The sequence below is a fragment of the Devosia sp. XK-2 genome (assembly GCF_037113415.1).
Lineage (GTDB): Bacteria > Pseudomonadota > Alphaproteobacteria > Rhizobiales > Devosiaceae > Devosia.
Window position 1 is genome coordinate 824,213 of the sequence record NZ_CP146608.1, and the last position, 23,032, is coordinate 847,244.

Genomic DNA, 23,032 nt, shown 5'->3' on the forward strand with positions numbered 1-23,032 from the left:
GCGCTTATGCCCGGTCTCCGAACGATCGCGTGTCATGCCCGGAGCATGGCCATCTTTCCCGACCAAAGCCGAAGGTCATCCGGCCTGTCCGGTACAAGTTGGCTTTTCGGCGTCGATAGCGCCGTCGCTGAAAGTGTGCGCTTTTTTACAAGCCGCACGAGGGGGCATTTTCTAGTCTGCAGGGGACGATCCACCAAGGAGCAACAAGATGAAGCGACGCCATTTCAATGCCATCGCCGCATCAACCGTGCTGGGCAGCCTTCTGGGCCTGCCGGCATTCTCACAGGAGAACCCCATGTCCAATCTCAAGCCCCACCGTCTGTCTATACCGACCGAGGACACCGTCTTGCTCCGTGACCGCCTCGCCCAGGCCCGCTGGCCCGTTGAGGTGGGGCCGGAAAGCTGGGAGCGCGGTATTCCCGGCGGCTATCTCCGCCAGCTCGCAGAACGCTGGGCCCGGCTCGATTGGGCGGAGCATGAAGAGCGGATCAATCGGTTCGAGCAGGTGCTGTTTACCCATGAGGGGCAAGACATTCATGCCTTCCACATTCGCTCGCCCGAACCCGGAGCCATGCCGCTGGTTCTGCTTCACGGTTGGCCCAGCTCCAGCCTGGAATATCTCAAGATTCTCGGGCCGCTGGCTAATCCGACCGCCCATGGCGGCAAGGCCAGTGATGCCTTCCACATCATAGCCCCGACAATTCCGGGATTTGGCCTGTCACCGGCCCCGACGACGCCCGGATGGAATATGGCCAGGGTCGCCGGCGGCGTATTGGCCTTGGTTTCGGCGCTTGGCTACGAGCGTTTCGCCATCCACGGCACCGATATGGGCGCCGGCATAGCGGGCGAACTCGATGCTCTCTCGGCCGGTCGCGCCATTGGTGTCCATACCGGCACCGATAGCGATACCGCCGTAGCCGTCGCGTCCTTCATGAAGGACGTCACCCTGGCCCGCCCGGACCTCTCGGAGGAACAGAAGGCCATTCTGAACGAACGCTTCGCCGGAATGGCGGACAGGAACGGCTATCTCGCCATCCAATCGTCGCGGCCCAAGACGCTTGGCTATGGCCTTAACGACTCTCCCATCGGGCAATTGGCTTGGATCGCCGAGAAATTTGCCGCCTGGACCGATCCCGGCAAGGCCCTGATCGAGGACGCTGTCGATATCGACCAGTTCCTGGCGATCGCCTCGACCTATTGGTTTGGGGGCGGCGGCGCCGGTTCGGCTAACGCGATCTGGGAAAGTTTCCGGGCCATGGGCTGGGGCGCGCAGACCGCAACGCCAAAAGGTGTCATTGCCTTTCATGCCGACGATCTCACGCGCCCGCTGATCGACCCGATGCAAGCGCTGTCGCACTGGACCGAATATGCAGATGGTGGCCATTTCCCGGCAATGGAGCATCCCGATCGGCTGGTTGGTGACCTGCGCTTGTTTTTCGGCACGCTTCGCGCCTAATTCGGCTTGCGTCACCGGGACCCCAAACCATGACCATGGACCTTGCCCTTATCCGCTGCCACACCCAGCGCCTCGCCGGAGCGCCCTTTGCTTCCGTACTCGAGGCGGTTCAATGGTTCGGTGCCGTCCAGGCGCAGGATTTTGGTGGTGCACTCTGGGCTATCGGGCAGAGGTCCGCGGACCTGACCGCTAGCCAGGTCCACCAGGCCGTGGCCGACCGGCAGATCGTGCGGACCTGGCCCTTGCGCGGGACGATCCACTTCGTCCCGGCGGCGGATGTGCGCTGGATGCTGGCGCTGACGGGCGCTCGCCAGAACGAGCGCTCCTGGTCGGTCTTGCGCAGCATGGGGCTCGATTTGGCGATCCTGGAGGCCGGTCGCAAAGTGCTTGAAACGGCCCTGCGCGACCATGCACTGACCCGGCCCGAAATCTACGCCCACTTCGAAAGCCAGGGGATTGTCACCGAAAAAGGCGCCGGCCTGCACATTCTTGGCTATTGGGCGCAGGCGGGGTTGATCTGCTTCGGACCGCATCGGGGCAAGCAGCCGACCTTTGTGCTGCTCGATGATTGGCTTGCCGGTGTCGATAGCCGGTCTCTTGATCGTGAAGGCTCGCTGAAAATGCTGGCCCTGCGCTATTTCCAGAGCCACGGGCCGGCGACTGATCGGGATTTTGCCTGGTGGTCCGGCCTAACCCTGACAATGGCGCGCGAGGCGATGGCGTTGGTGGGCGAACGACTTCGGAAAAGTGTCTCGGGCGACATGACCCTGTGGTCGCTGGACATGGCGCCGCCAGACCGGCCTGCTCCAAATGGCCTGCTGCACCTGCTTTCGCCCTTCGACGAACTGCTGGTCGCCTATAAGGACCGTGCCGCCTATGATCGCGTTCCTGGCGCGCCGGACGAGGCGATCACCTTCTTCAGACCAAGCGTCCTCCTCAATGGCCGTCTCGTCGGCTCCTGGCAAAAGACGCTGGGTACAAAATCGGGGCGGGTCGATCTGCACTTTGTTGGCGATCCTGAGGTGGTCGCGTCTGAACTGGTCCAGGCGCAATTGGCGCGCCTCTCGCATTTCTGGGAACAACCGATCGGTCAGAACCAATAGGCATAACCGACGTCAGCCCGGCCCCGCGCGGCTCAGATTTTGTGTACCGGGTCCAGGTTGGACGGGAGATGACCCATGATCTTCTTGATAGATTTGATCATGTGCGGCTGATCGGTATAGCCCAGCTCAACGGCCACCGCCGCCGCGCTCGCACCCGCCTTTAGCAGGCGCACCGCTTCCTGCGCCCGGCGGATGAGCTCGAAATCCTTCTGGGTGATCCCGGTCGTCTTCTTGAAATGCTGTTGCACCGTCCGCCTGGAGGCCGCCCTCGGATTTTCGCTGAAAGCCCGCGCGACCACGTCATTGGACTGCAATAGGCCGGCAGCGATCATCTGGTCGACAAGCTGCTCTGCCTCGAGAAATGTTGGGAGCGGCAGTTCGACGCCATCGAGCGTGAAATGGTCCCCTTCTACGGGTAGGAATCGCACCGTCGCGCCGGTCAGAACCTGCTTTTCGTGCACCAGAAATACATGGGCGGCAAAGGAGATAACGATGGCATGCGACCCGCCCCGATAGGGGACGTCGACTGGTTCTGTCGATTGCCCGGTAAGCCACAGGCTTGGCTGTCCGTCCGGACCGTAGCTCAGGATCAGGTCCCAGGATCCATCCGGTGTGGCTCGATAGATCCCATCTTCGAGCGATACGGTTTGCCAGACCGTGTCGATCCAGGGATGGGACGACGCGCGGCGGGTGTGCTTCTGGACCATGGCAGAGGTAATCCCGTCGCCGAAGAGCTTGTGGACGAAGGAAAGTAATCGAAGGCAGGTGACAATTCCAGCCCGCCGGATCGACCCTGGTCAGTCAGACCAGCGCGCCAGCCGGATTTCGAGCAGGCGCAAAAGTTCGGTGACCACCACGCCAATCAGGGACAGGGTCAGCACGACGACAAAATATTCGGCCATGCGGAATGTATTGCCGTAAAGCGCCAGAAGTCCGCCAAGCCCGGTCACGGCGGTATAAAGCTCGGCCACCACGGTATTGATGAGGCCAATGGTGGCGCCGATGCGCAGACCGGTCAGAATATAGGGCAAGGCCCCCGGCAACACGATTGCCGCAAAGATACGCCATCGGCCGGCCCCCACGCTGCGCGCCATTTCGACCAGGTCCGGATCGGCCTGACGCACCCCCGCATAGGTGTTGATGACGATTGGCATCACGGCACCGAGAAACACCACGAACAGCTTGGCTTCGATGCCAAGGCCGAGAAACAGAATGATCAGTGGAATGAAGGCCACGCGAGGCGTCGCGGCCAGGGCATAGACATAGACTTCCAGTGTCCGGCCCAAAAGGCCGAAGGCGCCCATCACGATCCCAAGCGGCAGTGCCACGACGATGGCCAGGCCAAAGCCGCCGAGATAGGTGCCCAGACTTATCGCTATCGCCATGGGCAGACGGCCCTGCTGCCATAGGCGCATGGCGGCCGCCAGGGTGTCGAGCGGCGAGGGGATGATATTGCGGCTGACATGTGTCGAGGCAAGTGTCCAACCGAGCACTAGCAAGACAAGGACGCCCAGTCGCGCAATGGTGACAAGCGTCAACGATCGCAGGCCTTTGGGCGTAGACCTATCCAACAGCCCGGTCCCTTGCGGGCATGCGAGCGCAGAGAAGGGCGCTTTCAAGACTCGGACGGATGATCGGCAATTGGTTAAACTCTATGATGCGTCGCCGCAGAAATTGCGTGAGCTTGTCCTCTTGGTCCAGAGCCCAGGGAAATTTTCTTCGGCATGTCGGCAGCAAAGCGCGCCTGTCGCGGATACCGGCGCTCATTCCTGCGCAAAACGCCTCTGTGAATTGAGAATGTGATCACGCATGGCCATCGCGGCGGCATCGGGATCAGCGGCGGCAAGGGCCGCCGCTATTCGGCGATGCTCCACAATAGCGTCCGAGATCGCCGTCAGCGGTTGGGACATGCGGAACAGGTGGACATGCACATGCAGGGCCGAAAGCGCCTCGGCGATAACCTTATTGCCGCTGGCGGCCGCAATGCTACCGTGAAATTCCTCGTCCAGACGGGAAAAGCGGGTGTAATCCTCGGGGGTTCGAAAGGCGGCACCAGTATCCATGTTCTGCCAAAGTGCGGACAGCTCCGCCCGCTCCTTCTCGCCGATATTCCTGGCCGCCAAAGCCGCCAGATGAGGCTCGGTCAATAGGCGCATCTCGTAGATCTGATCCAGGCGGCCGTGCTCCAGGCGCTCGGCCACGCGATACCCCACCAGATGCACCTTGACCACAAGACCCTGCGCCTCCAGCCGTGCTAGCGCCTCGCGAATGGGGGTCTGGGACACATTGAGCGTCCGAGCCAGCGCGTCGACCGACAGTTTGGTGCCCGGGGCGATGCCATGCGTCATCATCTGGTCGAAGAGCCGGGCGTAGACCTCCTCGGTCAACGCGACAGGCCGCCTGATATCGGTCAGCGAATTCATCTGCGTTCCCAAACTTGACATGAGCGACAAGCTACCACCACTATGCACTGCGAACAATCAAATATCCTATAGGATTTACTGTGCCCCTTATCGATGCGCAGACCTTGCGCCGACTCTCGACGCAAATTCTGATCCATGCCGGGGTTCCCGAGCCCAGTGCGGCTTCGCAGACGGATCTGCTTCTAGAGGCCGAATTGCGTGGTGTGCCGTCCCACGGACTGCTGCGTCTGCGCCGCGTCGTCGAGCGCATTGGAAACGGCGTTGCCAATCCCGCGAGTGTCGGGCGGCATTATTGGCGCCGCGAGGCTTTTCTTGAGGTCGACGGAGAGATGGGGCTTGGGCCGGTTGTCGCCCTGGCCGCGCTCGATCAGATTGCGATCCGCGCCCGGCAAACGGGAATTGCCGTGGCCGCCATTCACAATTCGAACCATATCGGCATGCTCGGTTATTATGCCGAACGCATCGCCCAGGCCGGGCAAACCATATTGGCCTTCTCCACCAGCGAGGCCCTGGTGCATCCCTGGGGCGGTCGCAAGGCTATGCTTGGCACAAATCCCATAGCGATAGGGGTTCCCACCCAGGGCGAACCCTTCGTCATGGATACGGCCACCAGCATTGTATCGATGGGCGAGGTCCATGATTATGCCAGCCGCGGCGAGCCTCTGCCGGAGGGATGGGCTCTTGATGCGCAAGGAAATCCCACCACCGATGCCGCCGCGGCAAAGGCCGGGGCGCTGGCACCTTTTGGTGGCGCCAAGGGCTATGCGCTGGGGCTGGCATTCGGGCTCCTTGCATCCAGTCTTGCCGGCGCGGCGCTCGGCCGGGACGTGCACGGAACACTGGATTCGCACTCCATCTGCAATAAGGGCGATCTGTTCATCGTCATCGATGGCCCGAACGCCTTGCTTGATGATTATCTGGATATGCTGCGCCAGGCCGAGCCTGCCGAAGGCGTCGAAAAAGTGCTCATTCCCGGTGAGCGCGGACGGGCCTGCCGGGCTGAGCGTTTGCGCATTGGCGTGCCGCTGGCCGAGCCGTTGTGGAGCGACTTGCAGCGGCTGGCGGCTGAACAGGAAGGGGCCTAGGCGATGGAAACACCATTTGGCGTGGTCAGAGGGCCTAGAAACCTTGTTTTCGGTGCGGGGCAACGCGCGGCGCTGGCACAATATGCCAAGGCGTTGGGGCGCCGTGCCCTGTTCGTCACCGACGACCGCATGGCTGGGGAACCGGTCTTTGATCGAATGGTCCGCGACGTGGAAGAAGCCGGTACTTCCGTCGCCGTTTTCAGCGGCGTCCAGGCCGAACTTCCTGCCGACTGTATCGCGAAGGGCCTCGCCCAGGGCGCCGATATTGCCGCCGATGTCATCATTGGCGTAGGCGGCGGCAGTTGCCTCGATGCCGCCAAGGTCATCGCCCTGTTGCTGGCCCATGGCGGCGATATTTCTAGCTATTACGGCGAGTTCAAGGTGCCTGGCCCGATCGTGCCGCTCATCGCCGTGCCCACGACGGCCGGAACCGGCTCGGAGGTTACGCCGGTGGCGGTGGTTTCGGATCGGAGCAGGGCCGTCAAGGTCGGTATTGCCAGTCCGCACCTTATTCCGCACACCGCCATCTGCGATCCGGAATTGACCTATGGCTGCCCGCCCGGACTAACCGCCGTTTCGGGCGCCGATGCGCTTACCCATGCCATCGAGGCGTTCACCACCAAACGCCGCGAGCCGGCTGGGTCAATCGCCCACGATCACGTGTTTCTGGGCAAAAACGCGCTAAGCGACCTTTATGCGCTTGAGGCGATCCGGCTGATCGGTGGCAGTCTGGCGCCAGCAGTGCGTGATAGTAGTGACCAGAAGGCGCGGACCGACATGATGCTGGGCGCAACCCTGGCGGGACTGGCCTTCGGTACGGCTGGAACTGCTGCCGCGCATGCGGTGCAATATCCGGTCGGCGCGCTGACCCACACTGCGCATGGCCTGGGCGTGGCGGCGATGATGCCCTATGTCATGGCGTTCAATCTGCCAGCCATCACGCCCGAACTGGCCGAAATCGCCGTCGCGCTCGGCCTGGTAGTCGATGGCCTTACCCAGAGGCAACGCGCATTCGCCGCCGTCGATGGCGTGGCCGCGCTATTCGCCGATATCGGCATCCCCACAGACCTTAAGACGTTGGGTCTTGAAGAGGACAAACTTGGCTGGGTAGTGGAACAGGCGCTGGCCGCTACTAGGCTCGTCAAGAACAACGCGCGGCCGCTTGACACCCAATCCATGACCCGGCTGGTCTTGGCTGCATATCGCGGCGATCGCGACGCGCTGCAAGACGGCCAGTTGGAACGAGAGGCGAAATGAGATGACCGCTGACACCCAGATTTCCCCACACCTGAGTTTCGATCCTGCCGGCGTACCCGACCGCTTGTTCATTGGGGGCCAGTGGCGACAGGGTCGAGGCGGCGATGATATTGATGTTATTGACCCATCCACCGGCACCGTTATCACCCGGGTTGCCAATGCCAGTGTCGAGGATGCCTTGGACGCGGTGACCGCCGCTCACAATGCCTTGCCGGCATGGGCCGCCACGGCGCCGCGCCGGCGCAGCGAAATTCTGCGCCGCTGTTTCGAGCTGATGATCGAGCGCAAGCAAATGCTGGCAGAGCTTATTTCGCTTGAAAACGGCAAGGCCCTCGGCGACGCACAAGGCGAAGTAACCTATGCCGCCGAGTTCTTCCGGTGGTTTTCGGAAGAAGCGGTGCGCCTTAACGGGGATGTTTCCATCGCCCCAAGCGGCGCCAACCGCATTCTGGTCCAACACCAGCCGATCGGCGTGGCGGTACTCGTCACCCCGTGGAATTTTCCCGCCGCCATGGCAACGCGCAAAATCGCGCCGGCTCTAGCAGCCGGTTGCACCTGTGTGCTGAAACCGGCGACCGAAACCCCGTTGACCGCCTATGCACTGGCGGAAATCTATCGCGAGGCAGGCGTTCCCGACGGCGTGGTCAACGTCATCACCACAGCGCAGGCGGGCGCCACGGTGAGCGCCATGCTGCACGATCCGCGTGTGCGCAAGCTGTCCTTCACCGGGTCTACCGAAGTAGGGCGCCGCCTGCTGCGCGAGGCATCCGATACGGTCATTTCCTGCTCGATGGAACTGGGCGGCAATGCGCCTTTCATCGTATTTGACGATGCCGACCTCGACGCAGCGCTGGATGGCGCCATGGTCGCCAAAATGCGTAATGGCGGTGAGGCGTGCACCGCGGCCAATCGCTTTTATGTGCAGGAGGGCATAGCTGAGGCCTTTTCCGCCGGCTTGGTTGAACGCATGAAGGCGCTAAGGGTTGGCCCCGGATATGATCCCGCGACCCAATGCGGTCCGCTGATCAACCGCGATGCGGTCACGCGTATCGATAATTGGGTTGATGAAGCGGTCCGGGCAGGCGCCAGGGTGCTGACCGGCGGCCAAACCGGCCGCAACGCTGGTTACTTTCTCTCACCCACGGTTCTTGCCGATGTTCCGGCCGAGGCAAAATTGATGCGTGAGGAGATCTTTGGCCCGGTCGCGCCCATTGCGGTGTTCAAGACCGAGGAAGAGGCTATTGCCCTGGCCAATAACACTGAATATGGCCTGATTGCCTATGTGTTCACCCGCGATCTCGCGCGGGGGCTACGGGTGTCGGAGAAGGTCGAGTCCGGCATGGTCGCCCTCAATCGTGGCCTGGCTTCCGATCCGGCGGCGCCTTTCGGCGGCACCAAGCAAAGCGGCCTGGGCCGGGAGGGCGCCCACCATGGCATTCTCGAATTCTGCGAGACTAAATATATTGCGGTGAGTTGGTAGCTGAACCGCGCCGCCATGGGCTCCGCTAAACCGGGGGATGGGGGATGCCGCGCCTGGTGACCTCGCCGAAAAAGTCGGCATAGCCGCCCTTCAGGGTGCGCTCCATGAGCCCGGACAGCTCGGATAGGGGTGCGGCAGACCAGTCGACCCGCAGGTCGACATCGGGATAGGCCTCGCGGCCATAAATCTTGAGCGCGGCCGAGTTGATGCCGCGCTTGTCCCCGCCGGCGGACTGGCCCGCGAGTAGTGCTGCGAGCAGTCTATCGGTCAACGGGGCGGGGGTGGATGCAGCCTCCAACATGGCCTGCAAGACCCTTTCACCGGCCAGGATATTGCCAGCGACGGCGACATTGTCGCCTTTGATGTGCCCGGCGTAGTCCTGACAATGCGCGCCAGTCCAGGCCGCCATTCGGCCCTGCGCATCGATGGCGATGACTTGCCGCCTTTCGCTTTCCGGATCGGCCGACAAAGCAGCTGTCATGGCCGCTTCCACCCCCATATCGTCAACCTGTTCGAGCATGTCGAAGGCCAAATAGGGATTGGTCATGGCTTGCGTGGCGATAGCGGCACTATTGCTCCGGGCGTGGGGAACAAGGGAGCCGACTGCCGGACCGGCCGTTGCGGTGGCCACACCCAGTTCTCCGGTTCGGGCATCGCGGGCAACAATCGAAAACGTCATGCCGGGAAATTCCTCCTATAAATTTATCATCATAAATTGACGGGATGGCGTATTTATGATGATAAATTGCAAATGCCTTGTCTCACGGTAAGGGCCGGGAGGCAATGGTTGAGGGAACGCAAGGAGGTTTCGATGAAATCCAAATGGTACGGCTTGGCGCCGCTACTTGCCGCCACCGCATTGGCGCTCATATCGCCGGTCGCCGCGCAAACACCGCCTAACGTTTTGGTTGTTGGTCAGATTGCCGAGCCGGCATCGTTGGACCCGCACGTATCTACCGCCGCCAATGATTTCCGCATTGCGGTGAACCTGTATGACGGTCTGGTGCGCAACAAGTCCGGCACGCTCGAAATCGAACCGGCGCTGGCAACCGACTGGACCATCTCCGACGATGGGCTGGAATATACCTTCAACCTGCGCGAAGGCGTCAGCTTTCACGACGGCACGCCGTTCAATGCCGAAGCGGTCAAGTTCAATTTCGACCGCATGCTGGATGAAACCCATCCCTTCGCCGATACGGGCCCATTCCCGCTATCCTTCTTTTTCTCCTCGGTCGACAAGGTCGAGGTGATCGACGACCTGACAGTCAAGTTCACGCTCAGCGAGCCCTATGCGCCCTTCATGTCCAACCTTGCCTCGCCAACCGGCCTGATCGTATCGCCGGCGGCGGTCGAGCAATTCGGTGCCGATTATGGCCGCAATCCGGTCGGTACGGGCCCGTTCAAATTCGAGGAATGGCAGTCCAATACAAGCGTGGTCGCCTCGCGCAACCAGGACTACTGGGGTGGCGCTCCGGCTCTGGAAGCCGCCATTTTCCGCCCGATCACCGATGCCAATACCCGCGTGGCCGAAATGCTTTCGGGCGGTATCGATGTACTGCTCGAAACGCCGCCGGATAATGTCGCCCAGTTCCGCGATGACGCCAATTATCAAGTGGTCGAGGCCGTCGGGCCGCATGTCTGGTACGTCATGCTCAATGCCAAGGAAGGTCCCTTCGCTGACGTGCGTGTCCGTCAGGCGGTGAACTACGCGGTCAACAAGGAGAGCCTTGTCAACGACGTGCTGCAAGGCACCGCCGAGGTTTCGGCCGGCCCCATCCCGCCGGCCTTCAACTGGGCCTACAATGAGGAGATCGACCCCTATCCCTACGATCCCGAAATGGCCAAGCAATTGCTCGCCGAAGCCGGCGCGGAAGGCGCTTCGCTGACCTTCCTCGTCACCGAAGGCGGTTCGGGCATGCTCGATCCGGTGCCCATGGGCACGGCCATCCAGGCCGATCTGGCCGCCGTCGGGCTCGACGTCGAAATCCAGACCTATGAGTGGAACACCTTCCTCTCCGAAGTGAACCCGGGCCTAGAAGGCAAGGCTGACATGGCCGAAATGGCCTGGATGACCTCCGATCCCGATACGCTGCCTTTCCTCACCTTGCGTACCGCCGCGTGGCCCGAAGAAGGTGGCTTCAACTCGTCCTATTATTCCAACCCGGAAGTGGACGAACTGCTCGACGCTGCCCGCGTTTCGACCGATCAGGAGGAACGCGCCGCGCTCTATAAAAAGGTGCAAGAAATTGCCCATGAAGATGCCGCATGGCTCTTCGTGGCCAATTGGAAGCAGAATGCCGTGGTTACCAGCGCCGTGGAGAACTTCGAGCTGCAGCCCGATTTCGGTCTGGTCCTTCGGGACGTGAGCAAGCCCTAGGGCTGTTGCCGGGTGGGGGCATAGCCTCCATCCGGCCCTTTGGCCACGCTGGTCGGCGAGGGGATGCCGCCACGCCCCGGGATTAGAGGAGGATCAGACATGACCACCTATATCGGCAAACGGCTTCTGGCCGCGATCCCCGTGATTCTGGGCCTCTCGATCATAGTGTTCCTGGTGATGAAGCTCATCCCCGGCGACCCGGCACAGGCGCTCCTGGGCTCCTATGCCACGCCCGAAAATGTTGAACGCATCAATCGCGCCCTGGGTCTGGACCGCTCCTGGCCCGAGCAATATGTCATCTGGATCGGCAATCTGCTGCAGGGCGATTTCGGCCGCTCCTATATTCTCAACCGCCCCGTCCTCGATGAGGTGTTGGAGCGCTTTGGAGCCACGCTCATTCTGGCCGGCTCCTCGCTGATTATCTGTTCGGTGCTCGGTATTCTCGCCGGCATTGTCTCGGCCGTTCGCCAATTCGGCTGGACTGACCGCATCGTCACCTTTTTTGTGCTGATCGGCATTTCCATGCCGGCCTTTTTCCTTGGCCTCGTGCTGATCCTGCTCTTTGCGGTGCAATGGCGCCTATTGCCCGCCTCGGGCATGTATGCCGTCTATGGCGGCGGCGACCTGCCCGATCTGCTGCGCCATCTGATCCTGCCAGCCGGCACCCTTGCCATTGTCGCCACTGGTGTTGTCGCGCGCCTCACTCGCGCTGCCATGCTCGAAGTCCTGCGCCAGGATTTCGTCCGCACAGCCCGTGCCAAGGGCCTGAGTGAGAATGCGGTGATCTATCGCCACGCCTTCCGCGCGGCCCTGGTCTCGATCATTCCCGTGATCGGCATCCAGGCCGGCTTTGTGCTCGGCGGCGCCGTCTATATCGAAACCGTGTTTCAGTGGCCTGGCCTGGGGCAGATGCTGGTCAAGGCCGTGTCCACCCGCGACCTGCTGCTGGTCCAGGGCGGCGTTCTGGTCGCCGCCACCGTCTATGTCCTCGTCAACCTTCTGGCCGATGTCGCACAGGCCATGCTCGATCCGAGGCTTAAAGCATGACCGACATGACCCTGACTGCCTCCGAGCCCCGCAAGCGCCGTACCAATTGGCAATTGCTCATGGCCAATCGGCTTGCTGCCGCGGGTCTCTTCATTTTCGGCTTTATCGTGGTGCTGGCCGTGCTCGCCCCAATCCTGCCGCTGCCCAATCCCGACATTACCGACCAGCCCAACCGGCTCCTGCCACCCTTGAGTGACGGGCATCTGCTAGGCACCGACCATCTGGGCCGGGACATTCTTTCGCGGCTCATCTGGGGCACCCAGGTCTCGCTGCTGGTCGGCGTCAGCGCCACGGCCCTGGCGGCGATTTTCGGCTCGCTGATCGGCCTCGTCGCCGGCTATTCGCGCGGCGCCACCGACAGCGTGCTCATGCGCTTTGTCGATATGCTCATGGCTTTTCCCTATATCCTGCTCGCCATAGCCATCGTGGCGGCCTTGGGACCGGGGCTGCTCAACGCGCTTTATGCCATCTCCATCGTCAATATCCCCTTCTTTGCACGCAACATCCGCGGCGTCACGGTCTCGATCCGCAATCGCGAATTTGTCGATGCGGCTCGCCTGTCCGGCAAGAGCCATCCGGCGATCCTGTTCACCGAAGTGTTGCCCAATGTGCTGCCCGTCATCGTCATTACCATGTCCACTACCGTGGGCTGGATGATCCTTGAAACTGCGGGCCTCAGCTTCCTTGGCCTTGGCGCACAGCCGCCCACTTCCGATCTTGGTTCCATGCTCGGCCAGGCCCGCGCGCAACTCTTCACCGCACCTCATGCCTCGATCATTCCCGGCATCATGATCTTCGTGCTGGTCATGAGCATCAATTTGCTCGGCGACGGCATCCGTGACGTGCTCGACCCGCGTTTGCGCTCAGGCGCGTTGGATCGGCCAATGCCGGTGACCAGGATCGACCGCAAGGCCAAACCCGCAGCAACGCTCGAAGACGCGCCGGCCCTGGTCGTCGACAATCTTTCCACCGGCTTTGATGACGGCGCCAGCATTGCAGCGGCCGTCAAAAATATCAGCTTCCGTCTCGGCAAGGGCGAGTGCCTTGGCCTGATTGGCGAGAGCGGTTCGGGCAAATCCGTCACGGCCCTTTCGCTCATGGGCCTGGTGGCCTCGCCGCCTGGCGTCATCACCGGGGGCGGTGTCTATGTGGAGGGCAGGGACGTGCTCGCCCTGCGCGAGCAGGAATTGATCGGTTTGCGTGGCGGCCGGGTAGCCTATGTGTTCCAGGATCCGCTGACCACGCTCCATCCGCTGTTTCGGGTCGGCGAGCAGATTGCCGAGGCCATTCTGGTGCATGAAAGCGTCGGCAAGGCCAGAGCCTATCGCCGCGCCATCGAGCTGATGGAAACCGTGGGCATTCGTGACGCCCGGAGTCGTGCCGATGCCTATCCGCATGAACTCTCCGGCGGCCAGCGACAACGCATCGGCATCGCCATGGCGCTGGCTAATGATCCCGACATCATCATCGCCGATGAACCCACCACCGCGTTGGATGTTACCGTCCAGGCCCGCATTCTCGAACTGCTGCAGGATCTGCGCCGTGAACGCGGCCTGGCGCTCCTGCTCATCACCCACGATTTTGGCGTCGTTGCCCAGGTCTGCGACCGGGTGGCCGTCATGAAAAATGGGGAAATCGTCGAGCAGGGCGATACCGGCGCCGTGCTGCGCGATCCACAGCATGATTATACCAAGCGCCTGATTGCCTGCGTGCCGGAACTGGGCGAAGGCCAGGCCTTCCTCGAGCGCGTGCGCCCCCTGTTTTCGGAGGCCAAGTCATGAGTGAAAACGCCGTTCAAATCCGCGATCTGGTCAAGACATTCGGTGGGGGCCGCAATCTCTTCGGCCGCAAGGCCAGCGAAGTTCACGCGGTCAGGAATATCTCACTCGATCTCAAGCGCGGGGAAACACTCGGCATCGTGGGCGAAAGCGGCTCGGGGAAATCGACCCTGGCCCGCATGCTCGTGGGTCTCGAAAGACCCACGTCAGGCGCCATGGCCATTGATGGTAAGCCATGGGAGGAATTGGCATCGGCCGGGTCCAGGGCTTTTGGGCGCACCATCCAATATGTCTTCCAGGACCCGGTTGCTTCGCTCAATCCGCGCAAGACCATCGGTGACATTCTGGACGTGCCCCTGAACCTTCTTTGCGGCTATGACAGCGACAAGCGCAAGCGCCGCAAGAAGGATCTGATCGACGCCGTGCAGATGCCGCTCGATACGCTCGAGCGCTTTCCGCACGAATTTTCCGGCGGTCAGGCACAGCGCATCGCCATTGCTCGAGCCATGGCGGCCGAAGCGCGCATTCTCGTGCTGGACGAACCGGTGAGCGCCCTCGACGTTTCGGTGCAGGCTCAAGTCCTGCTGCTCCTGCGGCAATTGCGCGACGATCTGGACCTCTCTTATCTCTTCATCAGTCACGATCTGGCCGTGGTCGAATCCATTTCCGATCGTGTCGCCGTGATGTATCTGGGAGAAGTGGTGGAGGTTGGCCCTGCTGCGCAGCTCTTTGCCGCGCCGCAACATGACTATACTCGGGCGCTGATTGCCAGTGCGCCTCGCCTGACTACATCGGATGCCGCATGAACGAGATAGACCCAAGCATGGACGAGCGTCCCCGCCGCAAGCGGACCGACGAGATCGTTGATGCCATCAAGCGGATGATCGTGGAACATGGACTGGCACCGGGCGACCGGCTGCCGCAGGAACGCGAGCTGATCAGCCAGTTTGCCGCCAGCAAGGGTACGGTGCGCGAGGCACTCAAGGCACTAGAGGTTCAAGGCCTGATCTCGGTGCGCACGGGGCCCGGCGGCGGAGCCTTTATCGAGCGTATGTCCGAGGGCAGGGCCATGAGCCTTTTGTCCAATTTCCTCTTCGCCAAGAACCTCTCGATCGCCAATATTTACGAGATGCGCAAAGCGCTCGAGCCTCTGGTGGCCGCCAGTGCCACTCCGCATATCGACGAGGCCGGCCTTAACCGTCTCGAGGCTATTATCTCGGTTTATGACCACGAACCAGCCGACGCCACCGAACGCTGGAACCAGCGCATGGCCGAGCTCGATTTCCATGGCGTGGTCGCCGAATATTCCGACAATCCTATCCTGGCCTTTATCTGCCGTTTCCTGCAGCGCCTGCTCAAGGACCTAGCCATCGCTCAGGACATTTATGTGCAGCCGGAGCCGGTCCTGCGCCAGTCCGGCATCGAGCATCAGCGCGATCTTATCGCGGCCATGCGCCGCCGTGACGCCGCGGCGGCGTCCGCCATCCTCGCCGACCATATGGCCGAAGCTGAAAAACATATGCTGGGCCTACAGGCCAAACTGATCGACCGGTTCCTGAGCGAAGAGGCCGCGCCGCCCCGCTCAAGAAAACGCCGAACGCCGTGATCCGGGGCAGCAGCGGCCGTTAGCCTTGCGGCCTATACCTCGTGCAACCAGACCTGCATGGGGCCTGCCTCCCGGTTGGCCCACAAATAATAGGGGACGGCGGTGAGCGTGGCTGCGGAGGCCGCAGGCGGGCTCGTTCGATAAAGGTCCAGTCCCCAATCGTCATTGCCGATTGTTTTTGCCGGCGCCTTGAGGGCGACGATCCCGTCGAACAGATCGGCCCGGTTCTCCTCGGTGATTGCGACCTCGCGCGAGAGCATGAGATCGGGCACCGGTATTTCATTATCGGCCTGCTCGGCGCAATAGACCAAAGGTCCGCGTGCCAGGGCGACGCGGTGGCGGTCCATCTTCACCTTGGGATTGGCATAGATGCGGCGCGGGGCCATGGGCAGATCAAGCTCCACCGCATCGCCGTCGATCCAGTCGCGTTCGATAACGAGATAGCCATCCGACAGTTGGCCGGGCACATCGACCGGGTTGCCGTTTACCGTTGCAACGGCATGGCGGGCCCAGGCCGGAATACGCAGCTTGAGCGCAAAAGGGCCGTGCCCGTCAGGATGCACACTGACCTTGATTTTGCCCGACCAGGGATAGTTCGACTCTTCGACAATGCGAACGCGGCGGCCCTCCAGCTCCAGCTCGGCGCTGTTGCCGCCATAAAGGTTGATAGCGATGGCGCCGGGCCCGACGGAATAGAAGTAGCCGCCGACCGAGGCAACCAGGCGAGAGACATTCATGGTGCAGCAGGGGCAGGGGTGCCACGGCCAGCGGCGATGGCTGCCGTCGCTGTCGAGCTTGTTCTCGTAGAAATAGAGTTCGCCATCGCGGGAGAGGCCCGAGAGGACGCCATTATAGAGCGCCAGCTCCATCAGTTCGGCATATTGCCCGTCGAGTTCGAGGTTGAGCATGCGCTGGGCCCAGAACACGAAAGCGATCGAGGCGCAGGTTTCGCAATAGGCCGTGTCATTGGGCAGGTCGTAATCGGTGGTGAAGCCCTCATTGGAGGCTGACGGACCAAAGCCTCCGGTGACGTACATGCGCGTGGTGGTCACGTCCTTCCAAAGCACTTCGCAGGCGTGGCGCAGGCTGTCATCGTCAAGTTCCGCCGCCAGGTCCGCCATGGCGGTATACATGTACATGGCGCGAACGGCGTGGCCGACCACCTTGTCCTGTTCGCGCACGGGCTTATGGGCCTGCCCGTATTCGTAGTTGCCGGTATTGTAGAAATGGTACTTCTTGGGGTCATCGCCACGGGCGATTGCTTCTTCATCAAAGTAATGCGGTTGGCGCCCCCGCTCATCGATGAAATAGGCAGCCAAGTCGAGTTGTTTGCGGTCCCCTGTCAACTGGTAAAGTCGGATCAGAGCAATCTCGATCTCCTGGTGGCCGGGATAGCCGCGCTTCTGACCCGGTCCGGTGCCGAATGTGGTGCGGATATGCTCGAGACTGCGCTCCATCACGTCGAGGAATTTGCGCTTGCCCGTGGCTTGGTAATAGGCGATCGCGCCTTCGAGCAAGTGGCCGATATTATAGAGCTCATGCCGGTCGCGCAGATTGGTCCAGCGGTTCTCGATCTCATGCCCTTGATACCAGAGATTGAGATAGCCATCGGGCATTTGCGCCGCTTCGAGCTTGTCCACGATCTCGTCGACCTGGCGTTCGATTTCTGCATCGCGACGGTGGCGCAAGGCATAGCCGGCGGCCTCGATCCATTTGCCGATATCGGAATCCCAGAAGAACTGGGTCGTGAAGCCACCGGCATTGCGGGGTATCCGCAGAGGCGGCGGCGGGTCTTTCAACTCAAGCGACTCGAGGATCCCGCTTTCATCGAGCTTTTTATATTGGCTCGGCACGGTCCGGGTGAGAACGGTTTCGAGCCGTTCGGCCCAAAAAGCGCCGGTAAGGCTTACTCGGGTAAAATCGACAGGGGAATAGCGGCGCATTCTTGGTTCTCCTCCGGCCTTGATCGGCCATGCTTATGGGGTGGAAATGGTGCTGGCACGCGGGACGAGCGTGCAGGGTAGGCGGGAAATACCGGCATGCTCTTCGCCCTGGATCATGCGGATCAGTCGATGCCCGGCCTCCTCGCCGAGCAGCTTGAGGTTCATGTCGACGCTGGAGAGGGGTGGACGCGCCGCGTCGGTCATCACCGTCCAATTGTCGAAACCGACAACGGCAATATCGTTCGGCACAGCGACGCTCTGTTCGACAAGGGCCTCGACAATGCCGCGGGCGATCTGGTCATTGCCAGCGAAGATCGCGTCCGGCCGATCCGGCAGCGCGAGCAATTGCGCTGCCGCCTGACGACCCCAGGCCTCGGACCAGTCGCCATGCAAGATCAGGTCGGGATCGATCCGGGCCAAGCTTTTTTCATAGCCCAATCGCCGAAGACGCACCGCCTCGAAATCTTCGGGGCCGGTCACATGCGCAATCCGCTTGCGGCCCAGGGCCAGCAGATGGTCCGTGGCCAGGCGCGCGCCCCCTTCGTCGTCGGGCAACAGGCAGACGGCGCCCGGCTCGTCGCTTTGCGAAAACACATAGATCTTGGGCAGATTGCCCAATGCCAATCCCGGAACAGGGCGCCGGTCGGCGCGGCGGCCGGTAAAGACAAGGCCGTCTACCCGCTTTCCCAGAAGCTGGTCGATATGTCGCTTCTCCCGCTCCGGGTCATCGGTGGCATTGCACATGAACAGCGCAATGCCTGCTTCATGCAGCACGGTTTCCAATCCCTCCATGATCGGCATGGTGAAACGGCCAAAGCTGTCATTGGAGATCAGGCCGACGGTAAAACTCTGGCCCCGATGCAGGGCCTGGGCGAGGTCGTTGGGACGGAAACCCAGTTCATCTGCGGCAGCCAGGACCCGGTCCCGGGTCTCCTGGCGCAATGTGCCGGACTTGTTCAACGCCTTCGACGCCGTGCCCAGACTGACCCCGGCATGGCGTGCAACATCGCGCAGCGTGTGGCGATTCGGAGATTTTTCCTCGGACATACAATTCTCGACGCGTGCGGAAAACCGCCTCAAACTCGTTCGGAAAAGCTTTTCCGAGTCACGCCAACATCGCTTCAGGCGAGCAATGAGTCAATCCGATAGTGTCGAGCCGCTCTTAATCAGCGCGTCGCCAAGGGCATATCGCTGTCGCCCTCGACCAGTTCGAGCGGCACGATTTTGCGCACCACTCCAAGCGGATAATGCTCTGCATAAGCCGGCATGGTCGCCAGCAACGCCTCGGCCAGAGTAATCCCAAGATCGCGCAGGGACAGACGGAAACTGGTAAGCTTGGGTACCAGGAAGTGTGCTTGCGGGCTGTCCCGGCTGATGACGGCGAATTTCTCACCTGGCGTCAGTCCGACCTGGTTGAGTCCATTGTAAAAGCCTAGAATCATCAATTCGTTGGTCAGGATGAAGCTGGTGGGCTGCTTGGCCGGCGGCATGGCGGCAATGGCATGTGCAATGTCATGGCCGCCACGTTCATTGGGATGGGCGCGGAAGATCAGATCGGGATCGAAGGCGATTCCGTGCCGGTCCAGGGCCTGCCTGTAAGCGTCGATGAAAACATAACCCAGATTGGTGTCGTCCAACGGTGCGAAAATGCCAATGCGGCGATGGCCCCTGGCAACCAGCCGGGCGACGCCGACCTGCGCCATGCCCTCGAAATCCAGGTCGAGCCAGGGATGACCGGCATCGGTTTCCGACCGGCCAAGAGCAATGAAAGGGATCTTGCGTTCCGCAAGAAAGTCGATGCGGTGATCTTCTCGCTTGGTTGCCGAAATGATCAGCGCATCGGCGAAACCTCGCGCCACGACGCGCTGCATATAGGCATCGGGATCTTCCTCTGACGAGCAGAGCAGGGCCACGAGATCCAGTTGGTGGCGGGCAAAGACGGTCTGCACACCATCGAACACGCTCATAAAAAACACATCGCCTTCACCGGTGATTTCCGAGCCGGTCTGCATCATGAAGCCGACGACCCCCGTGGACCCCTTGCGCAGCGCCCGTCCGGCCTGGTTGGGCACATAACCCATGGCCGAAGCAGCCTCCAATACGCGCTGCCGCGTCTGGTAATTAACATCCGGCTTGCCATTGAGGGCGCGCGACACCGTGCCGATGGACAGATTGAGATGTTGCGCCAACGCTTTGATGCCGGTCATGTTTTACAGTCTTTCCCCACAGGCCGAGCGGCTTCCGAAAACGTTTATGGAATCCTGTTGACAGCCAAAACACGTCAACGATATCGTCGTAAACGTTTACGGGACTTTCTGCCCCCAGGCCACACAAGATGGCAAGGGGCCATCAAAGTCCAGTGGGAGGTCATCTTGGTATTCACCGCTGTGCTCGCCGGTTGCGGCGGCATGTCCAAAGGCTGGCTGTCGGCCATATCCGACCATCCCTTGCTCAAAGGCAGGGTGAAAATCGTCGGACTGGTGGATCTGGATCCGGCGACGGCCGCCGCGCGGGCTGATGAGTTCGGGCTGGCAGATGCCGTTATCGGGGCCGATCTGGATGCCGTTCTATCCGAGATCGAACCCCAACTCCTATTCGATGTGGTGGTGCCCTCGGCGCGTGCGGGGCTGGTTGAAACGGGCTTACGCCACGGTTGCCATGTGCTGACCGAAAAGCCGATGGCAACCTCCTTGCAGGAGGCCAAGGCGATGATCGCTCAGGCGCAGGCCGCCGGGCGCGTGCACGCTGTCGTCCAGAACCGGCGCTTCATCTCCGGCGTACGCCGCATCCGCCACCTAATCGAAAGCGGGGCGCTGGGCGAGATCACCAGCCTCAACTGCGATTTTTTCATTGGCGCGCATTTCGGTGGGTTCCGCGAGGAGATGGACAATGTTCTTCTGCTCGATATGGCCATTCATACGCTCGATGCCGCGCGTTTCATGGCGGGCAGGGCTCCCAAGGCAGTCTATTGCCTCGAAACCAATCCGCGCGGCTCATGGTATCGCCATGGCGCGGCAGCCAATGCCATCTTCGAGTTCGAGGACGACCTAGTCTTCAACTATCGCGGCTCCTGGTGCGCGGAAGGGGCCAATACCAGTTGGGAAAGCGCCTGGCGCATCATCGGCACCAAAGGCACGCTGCTATGGGACGGTCATGAGCGCTTCGAGGCTCATGTGGTTGCTGGAGACACAGGTTTCCTTCGTGATCTCAAGGATATCGAGGTTCCGCCACCAGCCGACGAAGACCAGACACACGGCCACGCCAGCGTCATTGCCGATTTTCTGGCCGCCATCGAAACCGGCCGGACGCCTGAAACGGCCGGCAGCGACAACATCAAAAGCCTGGCCATGGTTCTCGCCGCGATTGAGAGCGCGCGAACCAGGCAGCGCGTTTCCATTGCAGTTTGAGGACTTTTTTGAATGGGCGACCCCGCAAAATCCATCCGTATCGGCACTATGGTTTCGGCTACGGCCGGAAAAGCAGCGGAGCGCATCGCCGAGATCGCCGATCTGGGCTTTGAAAGCTTTGAGCCTTTCTTCTGGCAGACCACCAGCGGTCAGGACATTGCCGAACTCGGCAAGCGCTGCAAGGACGCTATCGGCGATCGCGATATCACCATTTCCACCATCGGCATGTTTGGAAATCCGCTCGAGGACCAGGAACTGGACCGCCAGACCCTGCAGGGTTGGAAAGACTGCATCGACAATGCCCACCATTTCGGCGCCACCTGCGTGGCTGGCTTTACCGGACGTGTCCGTGGCAAGCCGCTGACCGACAGTTTGCCCAAATACAAGGAAGTCTGGTCTGAACTGGCTAGGCGTGCGGCCGACAAAGGCGTTCGCATTGCTTTCGAAAACTGTGCCATGGATGGCAACTGGCAGACCGGCGATTGGAACATTGCCCATAATCCAGACGCCTGGGAGCTGATGTTCAACGAGACGCCGGACGATAATATCGGCCTCGAATGGGAGCCTTGCCATCAGATGGTCTATCTGATTGACCCGCTCCCCCAGATCCGCAAATGGGCCCCCAAGATCTTCCATGTGCACGGCAAGGACGCCACGATCCGCTGGGATGTGATCCGCGAACATGGCATTTTCGGCAAGCATCCGTTTGTGTTCATGCGCACGCCGGGCTTTGGCGACAGCAATTGGACCGATGTTATTTCCGAACTGCGTCTGGTCGGTTGGTCCGGATCGATCGACATCGAAGGTTGGCACGACCCGGTTTATCGCGACGCGTTGGAAATGACCGGTCAGATCCATGCCCTCAACCATCTCAAAGCCGCGCGCGGCGGTGAGTATGTAGCTGTCGCGGGATAAGTATGACTATTGACTGGTGTTGAGAAACCGTTTTATCAAATGTGAGAAAAGGGTTTTCCTTTGAGGTACGAGGACGTGGCAAAAGCTGAGCGCATCCGCATCTACGATGTCGCCCGTGTTGCTGGCGTCAGCGTCGCTACGGCCTCAAAGGCGCTTAATGATACGGGTCGTATGACCGAGCAGACCCGGACCCGCGTCAAGCAGACGGCGGCGGCGCTGGGCTTCCGGCCCAATGCCATGGCCCGGGCACTCACCCAGCAGCGCAGCTTTGCCATCGGCCTTCTCACCAATGACACCTATGGTCGCTTCACGCTGCCGGTCATGGCGGGCATTTCCGAGGCGCTGGTCGATGAAGGCGTCTCGGTTTTCCTTTGCGGCATCGAGGATGACGCTGCGCTGGCCAAGCTACATGTCGACGCCATGCTCGACAAACAGGTCGACGGCATCATCGCCACCGGCAAACGTATTGACCGGCGCCTGCCGGTGGATCTGTCTCATCTGCCTATTCCTGTGGTCTATGCTTTTACCGAAGGGCCCGAGGATGCGGTAACCCTGGTTTCCGACGATGCGGAGGGCGCGCGGGAAGCCTGCGAGTGGCTGCTGCAGCTGGGACGAACCCACCTCGCTCACATTACCGGCCCCGAGGCATTCGCCTCTGTGACGGCCCGCGCTGCCGCCTTCCACGCCGTCGCCGGGGCCGGCCGGCCCGTTTTGCATGGTCCCTGGTCCGAGGCTTGGGGGCATGAGGCCGTCGCCAGGCTCTGGTCTTCGAACGATCTGCCCCCCGATGCCATCTTCTGCGGCAATGATCAGATCGCCCGGGGCGTCGTTGACGCGCTCCGCGAGCGCGGCATCGCCGTGCCGGGGGATGTCTCGGTAATCGGTTTCGACAATTGGGAGATCGTGGCGGCGGCAACGCGTCCGCCGCTGACCACTGTCGATATGAATCTTAAGGAACTCGGCCGCGAAGCGGGCCGCCTGATCCTGGCTCTTGCCGAAGGCAAGTCAGCCGAACCAGGCATTCGCGCGCTGCCCTGCAAGCTCGTGGTGCGTCAGTCCTGCGGCGGCGACATGTTCGCTGGTCGCGAAAAGGGAGTGGCGCTTCAGGAGAGTTGAGATGCTGCCACGGGCGTTTGCACCGCCCATGGCAGCGAG

At 61.5% G+C, this 23,032-nt stretch carries 20 protein-coding genes; 13 read left to right on the top strand and 7 right to left on the bottom strand.

The features are described 5' to 3' along the window. Positions 1-208 precede the first annotated feature (208 nt). Together V8Z65_RS04040 and V8Z65_RS04045 are read left to right on the top strand one after the other, a co-directional pair. Entirely contained in the window at positions 209-1,456 is a 1,248-nt protein-coding gene (locus tag V8Z65_RS04040; protein WP_338722706.1) for an epoxide hydrolase family protein, read from the top strand. A gap of 29 nt (positions 1,457-1,485) precedes the next feature. Further along, on the top strand, positions 1,486-2,559 hold the full coding sequence (locus V8Z65_RS04045) for a winged helix DNA-binding domain-containing protein (protein WP_338722708.1): 1,074 nt from the start codon (positions 1,486-1,488) through the stop codon (positions 2,557-2,559). A 32-nt stretch (positions 2,560-2,591) separates the two neighbouring features. On the opposite strand, the gene V8Z65_RS04050 is transcribed toward V8Z65_RS04045, so the two are convergent. The 3 genes from V8Z65_RS04050 to V8Z65_RS04060 all read right to left on the bottom strand — a co-directional run bounded on the left by V8Z65_RS04050 (position 2,592) and on the right by V8Z65_RS04060 (position 4,982). Then, entirely contained in the window at positions 2,592-3,266 is a 675-nt protein-coding gene (locus V8Z65_RS04050) for a helix-turn-helix domain-containing protein (RefSeq protein WP_338722710.1), read from the bottom strand. A 90-nt stretch (positions 3,267-3,356) separates the two neighbouring features. Then, positions 3,357-4,130, bottom strand: coding sequence for an ABC transporter permease (locus V8Z65_RS04055; protein ID WP_338722712.1), 774 nt, complete (start codon positions 4,128-4,130; stop codon positions 3,357-3,359). 192 nt (positions 4,131-4,322) lie between these two features. Beyond that, positions 4,323-4,982 carry a GntR family transcriptional regulator gene (locus tag V8Z65_RS04060; RefSeq protein ID WP_338722714.1) on the bottom strand — a complete coding sequence of 220 codons (660 nt, stop codon included), beginning with the start codon at positions 4,980-4,982 and terminating at the stop codon, positions 4,323-4,325. Between the two features lie 80 nt (positions 4,983-5,062). On the opposite strand from V8Z65_RS04060, the gene V8Z65_RS04065 reads away from it, so the two are divergent. The 3 genes from V8Z65_RS04065 to V8Z65_RS04075 are packed head-to-tail and all read left to right on the top strand — an operon-like array spanning position 5,063 to position 8,804. Next, entirely contained in the window at positions 5,063-6,067 is a 1,005-nt protein-coding gene (locus V8Z65_RS04065; protein WP_338722716.1) for an Ldh family oxidoreductase, read from the top strand. A 3-nt stretch (positions 6,068-6,070) separates the two neighbouring features. Next, positions 6,071-7,324, top strand: a complete 1,254-nt coding sequence (locus tag V8Z65_RS04070) for an iron-containing alcohol dehydrogenase (protein WP_338722718.1) — start codon at positions 6,071-6,073, stop codon at positions 7,322-7,324. Position 7,325: 1 nt separating this feature from the next. Then, a complete protein-coding gene (locus V8Z65_RS04075; RefSeq protein WP_338722720.1) occupies positions 7,326-8,804 on the top strand; it encodes an NAD-dependent succinate-semialdehyde dehydrogenase in 1,479 nt (492 codons plus the stop codon). Positions 8,805-8,829: 25 nt separating this feature from the next. Here V8Z65_RS04075 and V8Z65_RS04080 read toward each other — a convergent pair whose 3' ends face one another. Then, positions 8,830-9,483 (bottom strand): DUF1028 domain-containing protein, encoded by a 654-nt coding sequence (locus V8Z65_RS04080; protein WP_338722722.1) that lies wholly within the window; start codon positions 9,481-9,483, stop codon positions 8,830-8,832. Positions 9,484-9,615: 132 nt separating this feature from the next. Here V8Z65_RS04080 and V8Z65_RS04085 point away from each other — a divergent pair, with 132 nt between their 5' ends. The 5 genes from V8Z65_RS04085 (at position 9,616) to V8Z65_RS04105 (ending at position 15,612) form a co-directional block, all read left to right on the top strand. Further along, positions 9,616-11,181: an ABC transporter substrate-binding protein gene (locus V8Z65_RS04085; RefSeq protein WP_338722724.1), complete on the top strand. Its 1,566-nt coding sequence runs from the start codon at positions 9,616-9,618 to the stop codon at positions 11,179-11,181. 99 nt (positions 11,182-11,280) lie between these two features. After that, positions 11,281-12,228, top strand: a complete 948-nt coding sequence (locus tag V8Z65_RS04090) for an ABC transporter permease (RefSeq protein WP_338722725.1) — start codon at positions 11,281-11,283, stop codon at positions 12,226-12,228. Between the two features lie 5 nt (positions 12,229-12,233). Beyond that, on the top strand, positions 12,234-14,009 hold the full coding sequence (locus V8Z65_RS04095) for a dipeptide/oligopeptide/nickel ABC transporter permease/ATP-binding protein (RefSeq protein ID WP_338723945.1): 1,776 nt from the start codon (positions 12,234-12,236) through the stop codon (positions 14,007-14,009). Next, entirely contained in the window at positions 14,006-14,812 is an 807-nt protein-coding gene (locus V8Z65_RS04100) for an ATP-binding cassette domain-containing protein (RefSeq protein WP_338722727.1), read from the top strand. The genes V8Z65_RS04095 and V8Z65_RS04100 overlap by 4 nt, the downstream gene beginning before the upstream one ends. Then, positions 14,809-15,612, top strand: a complete 804-nt coding sequence (locus V8Z65_RS04105; protein ID WP_338722729.1) for an FCD domain-containing protein — start codon at positions 14,809-14,811, stop codon at positions 15,610-15,612. Before V8Z65_RS04100 ends, V8Z65_RS04105 begins: the two co-directional genes overlap by 4 nt. 32 nt (positions 15,613-15,644) lie before the next feature. On the opposite strand, the gene V8Z65_RS04110 is transcribed toward V8Z65_RS04105, so the two are convergent. The 3 genes from V8Z65_RS04110 to V8Z65_RS04120 all read right to left on the bottom strand — a co-directional run bounded on the left by V8Z65_RS04110 (position 15,645) and on the right by V8Z65_RS04120 (position 19,762). Next, positions 15,645-17,555 carry a beta-L-arabinofuranosidase domain-containing protein gene (locus V8Z65_RS04110; RefSeq protein WP_338722731.1) on the bottom strand — a complete coding sequence of 637 codons (1,911 nt, stop codon included), beginning with the start codon at positions 17,553-17,555 and terminating at the stop codon, positions 15,645-15,647. Positions 17,556-17,588: 33 nt separating this feature from the next. Beyond that, complete coding sequence (locus tag V8Z65_RS04115; RefSeq protein ID WP_338722732.1) at positions 17,589-18,602, bottom strand: LacI family DNA-binding transcriptional regulator; 1,014 nt, start codon at positions 18,600-18,602, stop codon at positions 17,589-17,591. Between the two features lie 119 nt (positions 18,603-18,721). Continuing rightward, positions 18,722-19,762: a LacI family DNA-binding transcriptional regulator gene (locus tag V8Z65_RS04120; protein ID WP_338722733.1), complete on the bottom strand. Its 1,041-nt coding sequence runs from the start codon at positions 19,760-19,762 to the stop codon at positions 18,722-18,724. 165 nt (positions 19,763-19,927) lie between these two features. On the opposite strand from V8Z65_RS04120, the gene V8Z65_RS04125 reads away from it, so the two are divergent. From V8Z65_RS04125 to V8Z65_RS04135, 3 genes are all read left to right on the top strand, one after another. After that, positions 19,928-20,962, top strand: coding sequence for a Gfo/Idh/MocA family oxidoreductase (locus tag V8Z65_RS04125; protein WP_338722734.1), 1,035 nt, complete (start codon positions 19,928-19,930; stop codon positions 20,960-20,962). Between the two features lie 12 nt (positions 20,963-20,974). Then, on the top strand, positions 20,975-21,877 hold the full coding sequence (locus V8Z65_RS04130; protein ID WP_338722735.1) for a sugar phosphate isomerase/epimerase: 903 nt from the start codon (positions 20,975-20,977) through the stop codon (positions 21,875-21,877). A gap of 75 nt (positions 21,878-21,952) precedes the next feature. Beyond that, positions 21,953-22,993 (top strand): LacI family DNA-binding transcriptional regulator, encoded by a 1,041-nt coding sequence (locus tag V8Z65_RS04135; protein WP_338722736.1) that lies wholly within the window; start codon positions 21,953-21,955, stop codon positions 22,991-22,993. Positions 22,994-23,032 lie beyond the last annotated feature (39 nt).

Excerpts from the sequence above, each read along its gene's own strand:
- V8Z65_RS04095 (WP_338723945.1), top strand. The coding sequence starts at position 12,234 with ATGACCCTGACTGCCTCCGAGCCCCGCAAGCGCCGTACCAATTGGCAA.
- V8Z65_RS04090 (WP_338722725.1), top strand. The coding sequence starts at position 11,281 with ATGACCACCTATATCGGCAAACGGCTTCTGGCCGCGATCCCCGTGATT.
- V8Z65_RS04070 (WP_338722718.1), top strand. The coding sequence starts at position 6,071 with ATGGAAACACCATTTGGCGTGGTCAGAGGGCCTAGAAACCTTGTTTTC.
- V8Z65_RS04120 (WP_338722733.1), bottom strand. The coding sequence starts at position 19,762 with ATGACCGGCATCAAAGCGTTGGCGCAACATCTCAATCTGTCCATCGGC.
- V8Z65_RS04105 (WP_338722729.1), top strand. The coding sequence starts at position 14,809 with ATGAACGAGATAGACCCAAGCATGGACGAGCGTCCCCGCCGCAAGCGG.
- V8Z65_RS04050 (WP_338722710.1), bottom strand. The coding sequence starts at position 3,266 with ATGGTCCAGAAGCACACCCGCCGCGCGTCGTCCCATCCCTGGATCGAC.
- V8Z65_RS04060 (WP_338722714.1), bottom strand. The coding sequence starts at position 4,982 with ATGAATTCGCTGACCGATATCAGGCGGCCTGTCGCGTTGACCGAGGAG.
- V8Z65_RS04130 (WP_338722735.1), top strand. The coding sequence starts at position 20,975 with ATGGGCGACCCCGCAAAATCCATCCGTATCGGCACTATGGTTTCGGCT.
- V8Z65_RS04040 (WP_338722706.1), top strand. The coding sequence starts at position 209 with ATGAAGCGACGCCATTTCAATGCCATCGCCGCATCAACCGTGCTGGGC.
- V8Z65_RS04045 (WP_338722708.1), top strand. The coding sequence starts at position 1,486 with ATGACCATGGACCTTGCCCTTATCCGCTGCCACACCCAGCGCCTCGCC.
- V8Z65_RS04100 (WP_338722727.1), top strand. The coding sequence starts at position 14,006 with ATGAGTGAAAACGCCGTTCAAATCCGCGATCTGGTCAAGACATTCGGT.
- V8Z65_RS04115 (WP_338722732.1), bottom strand. The coding sequence starts at position 18,602 with ATGTCCGAGGAAAAATCTCCGAATCGCCACACGCTGCGCGATGTTGCA.
- V8Z65_RS04080 (WP_338722722.1), bottom strand. The coding sequence starts at position 9,483 with ATGACGTTTTCGATTGTTGCCCGCGATGCCCGAACCGGAGAACTGGGT.
- V8Z65_RS04110 (WP_338722731.1), bottom strand. The coding sequence starts at position 17,555 with ATGCGCCGCTATTCCCCTGTCGATTTTACCCGAGTAAGCCTTACCGGC.
- V8Z65_RS04075 (WP_338722720.1), top strand. The coding sequence starts at position 7,326 with ATGACCGCTGACACCCAGATTTCCCCACACCTGAGTTTCGATCCTGCC.
- V8Z65_RS04085 (WP_338722724.1), top strand. The coding sequence starts at position 9,616 with ATGAAATCCAAATGGTACGGCTTGGCGCCGCTACTTGCCGCCACCGCA.